The organism is Acidovorax sp. T1 (assembly GCF_002176815.1).
Taxonomy (GTDB): domain Bacteria; phylum Pseudomonadota; class Gammaproteobacteria; order Burkholderiales; family Burkholderiaceae_C; genus Acidovorax.
The window spans coordinates 1,430,697-1,443,912 of the sequence record NZ_CP021648.1 but is presented as its reverse complement, the minus strand read 5'-3'; the positions used below and the strand labels follow the sequence as shown (position 1 = coordinate 1,443,912).

Here is a 13,216-nt window from a genome sequence, read left to right as displayed (position 1 = left end):
TTTGATAGCTGCCAGCGCTTGATAGCAAAGCGCTGGGCCACTATTTCACTGAAGAACTGACTACTGCAACTCAGGCAGCGCTCTTCTTGAAGTTTTCGATGCCGTCGGTGATTTCCTTCTTGGCGGAGTCAATGCCTTCCCAGCCCAGCACCTTGACCCACTTGCCCTTTTCCAGGTCCTTGTAGTGCTCGAAGAAATGGGCGATGGCGTTGCGGCGCATGGCGTTCACGTCGTCGATGGTCTTCCAGTGGTCGTACATGGGCAGGATCTTGGACGTGGGCACGGCAATCACCTTGCCATCCACACCGGCCTCGTCTTCCATCATCAGGATGCCCAGGGGGCGGCAGGTCACGACCACGCCGGGGTGCAGGGGGTAAGGCGTGATCACCAGCACGTCCACCGGGTCGCCGTCGCCCGACAGCGTCTGCGGCACATAGCCGTAGTTGGTGGGGTAGTGCATGGCCGTGGTCATGAAACGGTCCACAAAGATGGCGCCCGATTCCTTGTCCACTTCGTACTTGATCGGATCGGCGTTCATCGGGATCTCGATGACGACGTTGAAACTGTCGGGAACGTTCTTGCCTGGGGGGACGTTATTGAGGGACATGTCTTGTAGAAGAAGTTGATTGACGACAATCCACGCAGCCTGCCGCGTCGGGATTAACCCTGATTTTAGGCGCAGCCCCCTTTCTGCCTGCTTGCAAATTGGCGTTTGGCTGTAAATTGGGCTTGTTGGCCAATCGACTCCCCCCACGGGAGCACGAGGAAGCAACGCAGCGGAAGCACGCCGATGCGTTGTGTTTCCTTCCGTGCGACTGATTACTTCAAGGAGTGACGAATGGCTGGAAATACAGCGCTGACTGCCCCTCTGATACTGGCTGTGGTTTGTGGATTGATTGCGGTGGCCTATGGCATCTGGGCCCGCGGATGGATCCTTGCCAAAGACCCCGGCAACGCCCGCATGCAGGAGATCGCCGCGGCCATCCAGGCCGGGGCTGCTGCCTACCTCGCCCGCCAATACAAGACCATTGCCATCGTCGGCGTGGTGCTGGCGGTTCTCATCGGCATCTTTCTCGACGGCACCACGGCTGTGGGCTTTGTGGTGGGCGCGGTGCTCTCGGGCGCCTGCGGCTTCATTGGCATGAACGTGTCGGTGCGCGCCAATGTGCGCACGGCGCAGGCCGCCACGCACGGCATCGGCCCGGCGCTCGATGTGGCGTTTCGCGGTGGCGCCATCACCGGCATGCTGGTGGTGGGGCTGGGCCTGTTGGGCGTCACGGGCTTTTACTGGTTTCTGGCGGGCAATGGCAACCTCACGCCCACGGCCAACCTGGCCAATCTGCTCAACCCGCTGATCGGCTTTGCGTTCGGCTCGTCGCTGATCTCGATCTTTGCGCGCCTGGGCGGCGGCATCTTCACCAAGGGCGCCGATGTGGGCGCCGACCTGGTGGGCAAGGTCGAGGCGGGCATCCCTGAAGACGACCCGCGCAACCCCGCGGTGATTGCCGACAACGTGGGCGACAACGTGGGCGACTGCGCCGGCATGGCGGCCGACCTGTTCGAGACCTACGCCGTGACGCTGATCGCCACCATGGTGCTGGGCGCCCTGCTGGTGGTGAGCGCCCCGGTCAATGCCGTGGTGTACCCGCTGGCGCTGGGGGCCGTGTCCATCGTGGCAAGCATCATCGGCTGCTTTTTTGTGAAGGCCTCGCCCGGCATGAAAAACGTGATGCCTGCGCTGTACAAGGGCCTGGCGATTGCGGGCGTGCTGTCGCTCATCGCGTTCTACTTTGTCACCGTCTGGATCATGCCGGACAACGCCATCACCGCCAGTGGCAGCCAGATCAAGCTATTTGGCGCCTGTGCCACCGGGCTGGTGCTGACGGCCGCGCTGGTGTGGATCACCGAGTTCTATACCGGCACGCAATATTCACCCGTGCAGCACATCGCGCAGGCATCGACCACCGGGCACGGCACCAACATCATTGCGGGCCTGGGCGTGTCGATGCGCTCCACCGCCTGGCCGGTGATCTTTGTATGCTTGGCCATCCTCTCGGCCTACCAGCTCGCGGGCTTGTACGGCATTGCGGTGGCGGCCATGTCGATGCTCAGCATGGCAGGCATCGTGGTGGCGCTGGATGCCTATGGCCCCATCACCGACAACGCGGGCGGCATTGCCGAAATGGCCGAGCTGCCCAGCAGCGTGCGCGACATCACCGACCCGCTGGACGCCGTGGGCAACACCACCAAGGCCGTCACCAAGGGCTACGCGATTGGCTCGGCCGGCCTGGCCGCGCTGGTGCTGTTTGCCGACTACACCCACAAGCTCGAAAGCTATGGCCGCGCCATCAGCTTTGACCTGAGCGATCCGCTGGTGATCGTGGGGCTGTTCATCGGCGGGCTCATCCCCTACCTGTTTGGCGCCATGGCCATGGAGGCCGTGGGCCGCGCCGCTGGCGCCGTGGTGGTGGAAGTGCGCCGCCAGTTCCGTGACATCCCCGGCATCATGGAAGGCACGGCCAAGCCCGAATACGGCAAGGCCGTGGACATGCTGACCACCGCCGCCATCAAGGAGATGGTGATCCCCAGCCTGCTGCCCGTGGTGGTGCCCATCGTGGTGGGCCTGGCGCTTGGCCCCAAGGCGCTGGGCGGCCTGCTGATGGGCACCATCGTCACGGGCCTCTTCGTGGCCATCAGCATGTGCACGGGCGGCGGCGCGTGGGACAACGCCAAAAAATACATCGAAGACGGCCACCACGGCGGCAAGGGCAGCGAGGCGCACAAGGCCGCCGTCACGGGCGACACCGTGGGCGACCCCTACAAGGACACCGCCGGCCCCGCCATCAACCCGCTGATCAAGATCATCAACATCGTGGCGCTGCTGATCGTGCCGCTGGTGGTCAAATTTCACGGCGGCTGATTGCGCCCCACGGATCTCCAAAGGCTCGCTGCGGCGGGCCTTTTTTCTGCCCCTCCGGGCGTCAACCCGCCGATTGGTGCCACCCGCCATGCGGTTCCGTCACGCCGCAAAATGCTATTAAACTAATAGCTACTACCGCTTTACGGAAAAGCGCTACAGCCCACTTTTGCATGCAAAACGCACGGCCCCACTGCTTTTGCCGCACAATTTGGCCATGCAACTGCACTTCATCGCCAACGCCCCCGTTCCGTCCACGTCCGGCCGCACCATCCCGGTGATCGACCCGTCGGACGGCCAGCCGTTTGACGACATCCAGCGCGGCACGGCCGATGACATCGACGCAGCGGTGCACGCCGCGCGCCAGTGCTACCACGCCGTGTGGCAAAAGCTGGCGCCAGTCGAGCGGGGCCGCCTGCTGCAAAAGCTCTCGGCCAAGATCCTGGAGCATGCCGACGAACTGACCACCCTGGAGCAGCGCGACTGCGGCAAGCCCACCCGCCAGGCACGGGCCGATGCGCTGGCGCTGGCGCGCTACTTCGAGTTCTACGCGGGCGCCTGCGACAAGTTGCACGGCGAGACCATTCCCTACGCCGACGGCTACAGCGTGCTCACCTGGCGCGAACCCCATGGCGTGACGGGCCACATCATTCCGTGGAACTACCCCATGCAGATTTTTGGCCGCAGCGTGGGCGGCGCGCTGGCGGCGGGCAATGTGTGCGTGGTCAAGCCCGCCGAAGACGCCTGCCTGAGCCTGATCCGTGTGGCGCAGTTGGCGGCCGAGGTGGGCTTTCCGGCAGGCGCCATCAACATCGTTACCGGCTACGGACACGAGGTGGGCGACGCGCTGGCCCGCCACCCGGGCATTGCCCACATCAGCTTCACCGGCAGCCCCAAGATCGGCACGCTGATCCAGCAGGTGGCCGCCGAGCGCCACTGCCCGGTCACGCTGGAACTGGGCGGCAAAAGCCCGCAGATCATCTTCGCCGATGCCGACCTGGACGCTGCCGTCCCCGTGGTCATCAACGCCATCGTGCAAAACGCGGGGCAGACCTGCTCGGCCGGCTCGCGCGTGCTGATCGACTCGCTGATTTACGAGCCCCTGCTGGAGCGGCTGGGCCGCGCCTTTGAAGCGCTGCGCGTGGGCCCCGCCGCCATGGACCTGGACGTGGGCCCGCTGATCCGTCAGTCGCAGCAGCAGCGCGTGTGGGATTTTTTGTCGGATGCGCAGGTCGCAGGCATCCCCATGGTGGCCCAGGGCGTGGTGGTGGACGAGGCCTCCGAAACTGGCTTTTACCAGGCCCCCACCCTGCTGCGCGATGTGCCGGTTCAGCATCGCCTGGCGCAGGAAGAGGTGTTCGGCCCCGTGCTGTCGGCCATGGCCTTCCAGGATGAAGACCACGCCGTAGAACTGGCCAACGCCACGCAGTTCGGCCTGGTGGCCGGCATCTGGACGCGTGACGGCAGCCGCCAGTTCCGCATGGCCCGGCGCGTGCACAGCGGCCAGGTGTTCATCAACAACTACGGCGCCGCGGGCGGTGTGGAGCTGCCATTTGGCGGCGTCAAGTCCAGCGGCTACGGGCGCGAAAAGGGCCTGGAGGCGCTGTACGGCTTTACCACGCTCAAAACCGTGGCCATCCGGCACGGCTGATTGCGGCAGCGCTGTCACGCCCGCGCACGACGGCGCGGCGGCGCGGCGGCGCGCCGGTAGCATGTGCCCTCCTCCCCGTTTTTCCTCCTCAGTTTGCCCGACGGTTTTTTTCTCCATGCCCCTGAGCCCCCCCGCCCCCCGCACCGCCCGGCACTTGCGCCGCGTCACTTACCAAGGCTTTGAACGCGATGACGGGCTGTGGGACATCGAAGGCGAGTTGCACGACAGCAAGACGCACGATGCGCCCTCGTTCCGCGATACCGGCCTGCGCCGTGCCGGCGAGCCCATCCACCACATGTGGCTGCGCGTCACCGTCAACCCCCAGTTGGTGGTTCAGGCCATTGAAGTGGCCATGGACACCCATCCACTCAAGGACTGCCCCCAGGCCCAGCCCGCGCTGCAATCCATGGTGGGCTGCAGCATGGCGCGAGGCTGGCGCCAGGCCATCCAGAAGAATCTGGGCGGCGTGGCCAGCTGCACCCACCTGCGCGAGCTGCTGTTCAACCTGGCCACCGCCGCCTTCCAGTCGGTGCCCGAGGTGTTTGCGTCCGACAACGAACTTGAGCCGCCCCGCCACCTGGGCCAGTGCACCGGGTGGGACTTCCACGGCAGCGGCGTGAAGGAATACTTTCCGCAGTTCTACCGCCGCGGCCCCGACGGTTTGGCCGTGCCCGTGGGCCAGCTCGAGTCGGCAGGCCCGGCCGCCGATGCACGCGCCGAGCTGCAGCCATAGGCTGGCCACGCGGGAGGCAAAAAACAAACAAAAACACCTGATTAGCGACTTATCTCAGATGTCTCACCCCCATCATCCGTTCGGGCTGAGCCTGTCGAAGCCAGGACACTGCTTTGGTGCGGCCCTTCGACAGGCTCAGGGCGAACGGGGTCTGAGATATGTCGCCAATCAGGCGAAAACAGCCTCTAGCCATTGCCCAGCAAGCGCAAGCTGCTATGAAATTTAAACAGCCAGGAGACAACACCATGCGCGTGCAGCACAAATCCATCATCGTCACCGGCGCCGGCAACGGCATTGGCGAAGGCATCGCCAAGCGCCTGGCGGCCGAGGGCGGCCGGGTCATCGTCAACGACATCACCGAGGCCGGCGGCCAGCGCGTGGTGGCCGAAATCATTGCCGCCGGCGGCGCAGCCACATTCTTCCAGGCCGACGTAACAAAGTCCGCCGACGTCAAGGCCCTGGTCGACGAGGCCGTGCGCCTGCATGGCCGGCTGGACGTGGTGGTGAACAACGCCGGCTGGACGCACCGCAACCGCCCCATGCTCGAAGTGAGCGAGGAAGAGTTCGACAAGGTCTATGCCATCAACGTCAAAAGCATCTACCTCTCGGCCATCCACGCCGTGCCCGCCATGCGTCGGGGCGGTGGCGGCAGCTTCATCAACATTGCCTCCACCGCCGGCCTGCGCCCGCGCCCGGGCCTGACCTGGTACAACGGTTCCAAGGGCGCCGTCATCATCACCAGCAAGTCGATGGCGGCCGAGCTGGGCCCCGACAACATCCGCGTCAACTGCATCAACCCGGTGTTCAATCCCGACACGGGCCTGGCGGCCGAGTTTGCCGGCGGCCCGGTGGACGAAGCACGCCGCGCCAAGTTCCTTGCCACCATCCCCCTGGGCCGCTTCTCCACCGCGCTCGACGTAGCCAACGCCGCGCTGTACCTGGCCAGCGACGAGGCGGCGTTTGTCAGCGGCGCGTGCATTGAAGTGGACGGCGGGCGCTGCGTATAGGCGGGCTCTACGGCCTGCCGTTGCTGGCGCAGATTGCCAGCCAGGCATCAGGTGAAGAGTGCGGACCGAGCCAACGAATGTGGGCGCGAGAAAACAATGCTTCGATAAAACACGGGCAGTACAGGAAGTTCGGACACCCTTACACGCTGCTGCACGGGGTCGTGAAGGGCACCCTCACCGTCTGCAACGTAACATGGTCGATGTCGCAGCAGTCGTGCAGTTGCTGGGTGGCGTGTTGAAGAAATGCGTCGTCTGGCGGCCCTGATGGCATGACCAGGTGGGCTGTCAGCGCCACATCCGCCGTGCCCATGGCCCAGACATGCAGATCGTGTACACGGTCCACACCGGGCAGGGCCAGCAGACAATCGCGCACGGCCACAAGGTCAATGCCATCGGGAACGCCATCGAACATCAGATGCAGCGACTGCCGGAACAGGCTCCATGTGCCAGCCAGGATGACCAGCGCAATCAGTAGGCTCACCACCGGGTCGATCCATGTCCATTCGTGCCATAAATACAGTGCGCCGGCCAGCACAACGCCCAGCGACACCAGGGCGTCGGCAGCCATGTGCACAAACGCACCGCGAATGTTCAGGTCTTTTTTGCGCCCCCGCATGAAAAGCAACGCGGTCGCTGTGTTCACCACAATTCCCACGGCGGCCACGGCTATGATCACCACGCCTTCCACGGGCTCTGGGCTGCTCAGGCGATGCAGCGCCTCCCACGCCAGCGAACCCATCGCAACCAGCAACAACAGCGCGTTGGCAAAGGCGGCAAGTATGGTCGCGCGTTTCCAGCCATAGGTGTGGCGCAAGTCGGGGCGCAGCCGTCCAGCCAGGGCCCCGCCCCAGGCCAGCACCAACCCTGCCACATCACTGAGGTTGTGTCCCGCATCTGCAAGCAGCGCCAGCGAATTGATCTTCCAGCCGTAGAAACCTTCGATGGCGACAAATGCCAGGTTCAACCCGACACCGATGGCAAATGCGCTGTTGAAGTTGGCCGGGGCGTCGCTGTGGTCGTGTCTGGTTTCAGCGCTCATGGGATTCGTACTTCGATGTATTCACGGCGGTCCTTCCTTTTGAATGGGCGGCAACAGCTCGCCGACAGGTCAGCGCCGGTGCGTTCGCGTGGGCGCAGATCAGGCCGCAGCAGCGGCGGCAAACCACTGCTCCACCTTGTCACGGCTGGGCACTCCCCCAGCATGCACCACCTTGCCATCGATCACCACACCCGGCGTGCTCATGATTCCGTAGCCCATGATGTCGCGCAAGTCTTCGACCTTTTGCAGCGTGACACTGACGCCATGGCTTTGGGAAACCTGGTCGATCAGCGCGATCGTGTTTTTGCAGTTGGCACAGCCTGTGCCCAGTACCTTGATGTCCATGATGGGTTGCTCCTTGAAAAGTTGAAAAGAAAGGGATGGAATTGATCAGCGGCGTGGCCGGTGTCACAGCACTGCGTTGAACACGAACCCCACCAGCAAGATGCCACTGGCCACCACCGCCACGAAGGTTGCGATCAACCGCACCTTCAGCACCTTGCGCAGGATGATCATCTCGGGCAACGACAGGGCAATCACGCTCATCATGAAAGCCAGCACCGTGCCCAGTGCAGCGCCCTTGGCCAGCAGCGCCTGAACGATGGGAATCACGCCGGCAGCATTGGTGTACATGGGCACACCCATCATCACCGCCAGCGGCACCGACCACCAGGCCTCCTTGCCCATGAAGCTGGCCATGAAGTCCTCTGGCACGTAGCCATGGATGAGCGCGCCCAGCGCAATGCCCGCAAGAATGTACGGCCACACCTTGCCCACAATTTCGCGCACGGCGTCAAAGCCGCCTTGAACGCGGTCCGCCAGCGTCATGCCCGACGCCTCGAAGGCGGCCGATGTGCGGGGCATGTCACGCACCCAGTCCTCCAGGTGGGCCTCCATCTGCAGCCGGCCTATCACCCAACCGGCAACAATGGCCACGGACAACCCCAGCCCCAGGTAAAGCAAAGCCACCTTCCAGCCAAACAGGCCGAAAAGCAAAGTCAGCGCGACCTCGTTCACCATGGGGGCCGAGATCAGGAAGGAAAACGTCACCCCCAGCGGCACCCCCGCCTGCACGAACCCAATGAAAAGCGGAACGGCAGAGCAGGAGCAAAACGGTGTTACGACCCCCAAGCTGGCCGCCATGACGTTGGCCACGCCCTCCGTGCGGCCTGCCAGCAATGCGCGCGTGCGCTCGGGGGTGAAATAGCTGTTGATCATCCCCATGACGAACACCACCCCTGTCAGCAGCATCAATACCTTGGGAGTGTCGTAGAAGAAAAACTGCAATGCGCCGCCCAAATGGCTGGCGCGATCCACCGGCAAAGAGGCCACCAACGCTTCAGATGCCGGGATCAGCAACTGGTAGAGGCCGAGCCACGCCACCACAGCCAGGGCCAAGAAGGTGATCGGACGGCGCAATGGCCAGGACTTGACGGGCGTGGACAGCGTGTTCATGCCAGTGAAGACGGAACGCGCGCCGAAAAGACGCACAAGGCATCAAAAACTATTTGACGGGATCCCTGGGCACGAAATCTTCGACGTGCCCGCGCATGTCGAGGGTCACCTGGCATGCCAGCGTCATCCGCGCCTTCAAGCGCTGCCGCGCACGCTGCACTCTAGATTTGGCCGCGCTCAGCCCCAACCCGGCCTTTTCCGCAAAGTCGGCCTGGCTCATGCCCTGCAAATCGCACAGCACGATGGCTTCGCGGTCCTCGGACTGGAGTTCTGAAAGCACACGCGGAAGGCACGCGGTGAGGCTATCCACGCTGTCAGACACCTCATCGGGAGCCACCAGATCGTCGGGAAGCTCCACCATGGTGCGCGCGACCCGCAAGCGGTCGGCCAGCATGTTGCGCGCCACTTCAAACAGCCAGGCACGCGCGTTGTGCACCGAGCAAAACCGCTCGCCCTGGCGCAATACCCGCAGAAACAGATCCTGCATCAGGTCATCGACTTCGGCAGGGTCACTCATCCGATGGTGCGCCCAATGGCGCAGTTCGGGCCCATGTGCGGCCCAGGCCTTGTTGATGCAGTTCATGTGGACCCCATTGTCTGTCTTCTCTCACATTACACCACCAGCGCTTTGCGCAGTGACTGCGGGTCGACAGTCAGCCAGGCCACAGTGTCGACCCCGGCGAAGGGCCAATTACCTCAGCATGCGCGCGCTGCGCCAAACCCTGACACACTGCGCCGCTCAGGAGACAAACATGTTGATACAACTGACTTACGCCAGCCGCACCGCACGCAGCCTCGGGCCTGCGGACATCAAGGACATTCTGGGCGCATCGCAACGCAACAATGCCCGCGCAGGCATTACCGGCGCGCTGTGTCTGAACCATGGCATCTTTTTGCAGCAACTCGAAGGTGACCGCGCAGCCGTGAATGCGCTGTACCACCGCCTGCTCAAGGACACGCGCCACCGCGACACGGCCGTGCTGGACTTTGGCGAAATCCCGTACCGGCGCTTTAGCAGTTGGTCGATGGGGCTGCTGGGGTCTGTGGAGGCCAACCGGCAACTGTTTCTCAAATACTCCAGCAGCTCGGAATTCGACCCGTTCAGCATGAACACCTTGACCCTGCGCAGCTTCTTTGACGAAATCTTGCAGAACGTACGCTGGCTGGAGTGAGAAAATGCGGCGAATGCGCCCACCTGCCTTGTTGAACAAGTCCTGCGATGACTGAACGTGTCATTCCATTGATCGATGAGCGCCTGGCCTCGCTGGCGCCCAAGGTGCCCGCGCAGGCCACCGCACCCACTGGTCTGCTGGCCGACACCCGGGGCCGCACCCTGCGCGACCTGCGCATCAGCGTGACCGACCGCTGCAACTTCCGCTGCAACTACTGCATGCCCAAGGAAGTGTTCGACAAGGACCATGCCTACCTGCCGCACAACGCCCTGTTGAGCTTTGAAGAGATCACGCGGCTGGCGCGGCTGTTTCTGGCGCATGGCGTGCGCAAGATCCGCCTGACCGGGGGCGAGCCCCTGCTGCGCAAGAACCTCGAAGAACTGGTGACGCAACTGGCCCAATTGCGCACGGTCGATGGCCTGCCGCCCGACCTCACACTCACCACCAACGGCTCGCTGCTGGCGCGCAAGGCCCGGGCGCTGAAAGATGCGGGCCTGAACCGCGTCACCGTGAGCCTGGATGGCCTGGACGACGCGGTGTTTCGCCGCATGAACGATGTGGATTTTCCGGTGGCCGATGTGCTGGACGGCATCGAGGCGGCGCACGCGGCGGGTCTGTCGCACATCAAGGTCAACATGGTGGTCAAGCGCGGCACCAACGACCACGAAATTTTGCCCATGGCGCGGCATTTTCGCGGCACGGGCACCACGCTGCGCTTCATTGAATACATGGACGTGGGCGCCACCAACGGCTGGCGCATGGACGAGGTGCTGCCTTCGGCCGAACTGATTGCTCGCCTGCGCGCCGAACTGCCCCTGGTGCCGCTGGACCCGAGCAGCCCCGGCGAAACCGCTGCACGCTGGGGCTATGCCGATGCCGCTGGCCAGCACGACCCGGCGCTGGGCGAGGTGGGTGTGATCAGCAGCGTGACCCAGGCTTTTTGCCACGACTGCAACCGCGCGCGCCTGTCCACCGAAGGCAAGCTCTACCTGTGCCTGTTTGCCACCCAAGGCCATGACCTGCGCACGCTGCTGCGCGGCGGCGCCACCGACGAAGCCATTGCATCGGCTATCGCCCCCATCTGGCAGCAGCGCAATGACCGCTACTCGGAGCTGCGCAGCAGCCTGCCTGCCGATACAGCCCAAGGCGCACGCCGCGTCGAAATGAGCTACATCGGCGGATAACGATTGAACGAATGATTGACACCCAAGACATCACCGGCCTGGTCCTCGCCGGTGGCCGCGGCTCCCGCATGGGCGGGGTCGATAAAGGCCTGCAGAACTTTCGCAGCCTGCCGCTGGCGCTGCATACGCTGATGCGGCTGCAGGTGCAGACCGGAGCCACCATGGTCAATGCCAACCGCAACCTGGCGGCCTACGAGGCCTTTGGCGCGCCGGTCTGGCCCGACGTGTTGGCCGACTATGCCGGTCCGCTGGCCGGTTTTCTGACCGGGCTGGAACGCTGCGAGACGCCCTGGCTGCTCACCGTGCCCTGCGACACGCCGCTGTTTCCGCTGGACCTGGCCACGCGGCTGGCCGCTGCCGCCGACCAGGCGGGCGCCGACATTGCCATGGCCGCTGCCCCCGAGGACGATGGCGCGGGCGGCACCGTCGTGCGCCCCCAGCCCGTGTTCTGCCTGCTGCGCGTGGACCTGCTCGAAAGCCTGGTGGCCTTCACCCAGGCGGGCGGCCGCAAGATCGACGCCTGGACCGCGCAGCACCATCAGGTGGTGGTGCCGTTCGACCAGCCAGGCGACGACCCGCTGGCGTTTTTCAACGCCAACACGCTGGCCGAACTGCACCGACTTGAAAGCGCCGGCATTCCCTGACCGAGTGCACCGGTTGCAACCCCTCTCGCACTGCGCGCATTTCCCCATGAAAACCATTGCCCAGATTGCCGCCGAGCTGCAAGGCTACGACCCGCAGGCGCTCAGTGCCGACCAGGTGTCGGCCTTTCTCGAACGGCTCATTCAGCCCGTCACGGCCACCGAAGAGGTCGGCATTTTTGAAGGGCTGGGCCGGGTGCTGGCCCGCGACGTGGTCTCGCCCCTGAGCGTGCCGCCCCACGACAACTCGGCCATGGATGGCTATGCGTTTGCCGGCGCGCAACTGGCGGCGGACCAGCCGCTCACGCTGCGCGTGGTGGGCACCGCGCTGGCCGGCAAGGCCTGGACCGGCACCGTGGGGGACGGCGAATGCCTGAAGATCATGACCGGCGCCATCATGCCCCCGGGCCTGGACACGGTGGTGCCGCAAGAGTTCACCACCAGCGCCGCCGACGGGCACATCACCATCGCCGCCAACGCGCTGCGCCTGGGCGACAACCGCCGCTTCAAGGGCGAAGACCTGATGGAAGGCGGCGTGGCGCTCTCAAAAGGTGAGCTGCTGACGCCTGCTGCGCTGGGCCTGGTGGCCAGTCTGGGCCTGAAAGCCGTGACGGTGTACCGCCGCCTGCGCGTGGCGTATTTCTCCACCGGCGACGAAATTTTGAGCCTGGGCGAGCCGCCCCGCGAAGGCGCGGTGTACGACAGCAACCGCTACACCGTGTTCGGCCTGCTCACCCGGCTGGGCGTGGAGGTGATCGACCTGGGCGTGGTGCGCGATGAACCCGCCCTGTTGGAGGCCGCCTTTCGCGATGCCGCGCAACGGGCCGACGCCATCATCACCAGCGGCGGCGTGAGCGTGGGCGAGGCCGACCACACGCGCACCATGATGAAACAACTGGGCGATGTGGCCTTCTGGCGCATCGCCATGCGCCCCGGCCGGCCCATGGCCGTGGGTCGCATCACAGCCTCCGACTTACAAGCAAAAGAGGCCTCTCGCGCTGATACAGCAAGCGCAGGCAGCTATCAAAAAGATACTGCACAGGCAAGCAACGGTGCCATCCTCTTCGGCCTGCCCGGCAACCCCGTGGCGGTCATGGTGACCTTTCTCGCGTTTGTGCGCCCCGCCCTGCTGCGCATGATGGGCAGCACCCGCCCCGCCCCGCCGCTGCTGCGCGCCGTGAGCACCGAGGCCATCCGCAAGAAGCCCGGCCGCACCGAATACCAGCGCGGCAGCGTGACCACGGCACCCGACGGCACGCTGCAGGTCTGCACCACGGGCAACCAGGGCTCGGGCGTGCTCAGCTCCATGGTGCAGGCCAACGGCCTGATCGTGCTGCACCACGGCCAAGGGAATGTGGCGCCGGGCGACGCTGTGGATGTGATGGTGTTTGACGGTGTGATTTGAGCCCCGGAGCGC

Annotated in this window: 13 protein-coding genes; 8 read left to right on the top strand and 5 right to left on the bottom strand. The window is 64.6% G+C overall.

The features are described from left to right. Positions 1-70 precede the first annotated feature (70 nt). On the bottom strand, positions 71-607 hold the full coding sequence (gene ppa / locus CCX87_RS06840; RefSeq protein ID WP_087744945.1) for an inorganic diphosphatase: 537 nt from the start codon (positions 605-607) through the stop codon (positions 71-73). A 231-nt stretch (positions 608-838) separates the two neighbouring features. Between ppa and CCX87_RS06835 the strand changes: the two genes are divergently transcribed. The 4 genes from CCX87_RS06835 (at position 839) to CCX87_RS06820 (ending at position 6,308) form a co-directional block, all read left to right on the top strand. Further along, a complete protein-coding gene (locus tag CCX87_RS06835) occupies positions 839-2,920 on the top strand; it encodes a sodium-translocating pyrophosphatase (RefSeq protein ID WP_087744944.1) in 2,082 nt (693 codons plus the stop codon). Positions 2,921-3,134: 214 nt separating this feature from the next. After that, positions 3,135-4,568 carry an aldehyde dehydrogenase family protein gene (locus CCX87_RS06830; protein ID WP_087748222.1) on the top strand — a complete coding sequence of 478 codons (1,434 nt, stop codon included), beginning with the start codon at positions 3,135-3,137 and terminating at the stop codon, positions 4,566-4,568. A 115-nt stretch (positions 4,569-4,683) separates the two neighbouring features. After that, a complete protein-coding gene (locus CCX87_RS06825) occupies positions 4,684-5,301 on the top strand; it encodes a DUF2889 domain-containing protein (protein WP_087744942.1) in 618 nt (205 codons plus the stop codon). 245 nt (positions 5,302-5,546) lie between these two features. After that, complete coding sequence (locus CCX87_RS06820; protein ID WP_087744940.1) at positions 5,547-6,308, top strand: SDR family oxidoreductase; 762 nt, start codon at positions 5,547-5,549, stop codon at positions 6,306-6,308. 139 nt (positions 6,309-6,447) lie between these two features. Here CCX87_RS06820 and CCX87_RS06815 read toward each other — a convergent pair whose 3' ends face one another. The 4 genes from CCX87_RS06815 to CCX87_RS06800 form a co-directional block, all read right to left on the bottom strand. Then, complete coding sequence (locus CCX87_RS06815) at positions 6,448-7,347, bottom strand: cation diffusion facilitator family transporter (protein ID WP_087744937.1); 900 nt, start codon at positions 7,345-7,347, stop codon at positions 6,448-6,450. A gap of 99 nt (positions 7,348-7,446) precedes the next feature. After that, positions 7,447-7,692, bottom strand: coding sequence for a thioredoxin family protein (locus tag CCX87_RS06810; protein ID WP_198314768.1), 246 nt, complete (start codon positions 7,690-7,692; stop codon positions 7,447-7,449). 63 nt (positions 7,693-7,755) lie between these two features. Continuing rightward, positions 7,756-8,802 (bottom strand): permease, encoded by a 1,047-nt coding sequence (locus CCX87_RS06805; protein ID WP_087744933.1) that lies wholly within the window; start codon positions 8,800-8,802, stop codon positions 7,756-7,758. A 49-nt stretch (positions 8,803-8,851) separates the two neighbouring features. After that, positions 8,852-9,385 carry a sigma-70 family RNA polymerase sigma factor gene (locus CCX87_RS06800; protein ID WP_087744931.1) on the bottom strand — a complete coding sequence of 178 codons (534 nt, stop codon included), beginning with the start codon at positions 9,383-9,385 and terminating at the stop codon, positions 8,852-8,854. A gap of 169 nt (positions 9,386-9,554) precedes the next feature. On the opposite strand from CCX87_RS06800, the gene CCX87_RS06795 reads away from it, so the two are divergent. The 4 genes from CCX87_RS06795 to moeA are packed head-to-tail and all read left to right on the top strand — an operon-like array spanning position 9,555 to position 13,204. Further along, complete coding sequence (locus CCX87_RS06795; protein WP_087748221.1) at positions 9,555-9,974, top strand: BLUF domain-containing protein; 420 nt, start codon at positions 9,555-9,557, stop codon at positions 9,972-9,974. Between the two features lie 47 nt (positions 9,975-10,021). Further along, positions 10,022-11,158, top strand: a complete 1,137-nt coding sequence (moaA, locus tag CCX87_RS06790; protein ID WP_087744929.1) for a GTP 3',8-cyclase MoaA — start codon at positions 10,022-10,024, stop codon at positions 11,156-11,158. Positions 11,159-11,169: 11 nt separating this feature from the next. Beyond that, on the top strand, positions 11,170-11,802 hold the full coding sequence (gene mobA, locus CCX87_RS06785) for a molybdenum cofactor guanylyltransferase MobA (protein ID WP_087744927.1): 633 nt from the start codon (positions 11,170-11,172) through the stop codon (positions 11,800-11,802). A 46-nt stretch (positions 11,803-11,848) separates the two neighbouring features. Continuing rightward, positions 11,849-13,204, top strand: coding sequence for a molybdopterin molybdotransferase MoeA (gene moeA / locus CCX87_RS06780; RefSeq protein ID WP_087744925.1), 1,356 nt, complete (start codon positions 11,849-11,851; stop codon positions 13,202-13,204). The last annotated feature ends 12 nt before the right edge of the window (positions 13,205-13,216 follow it).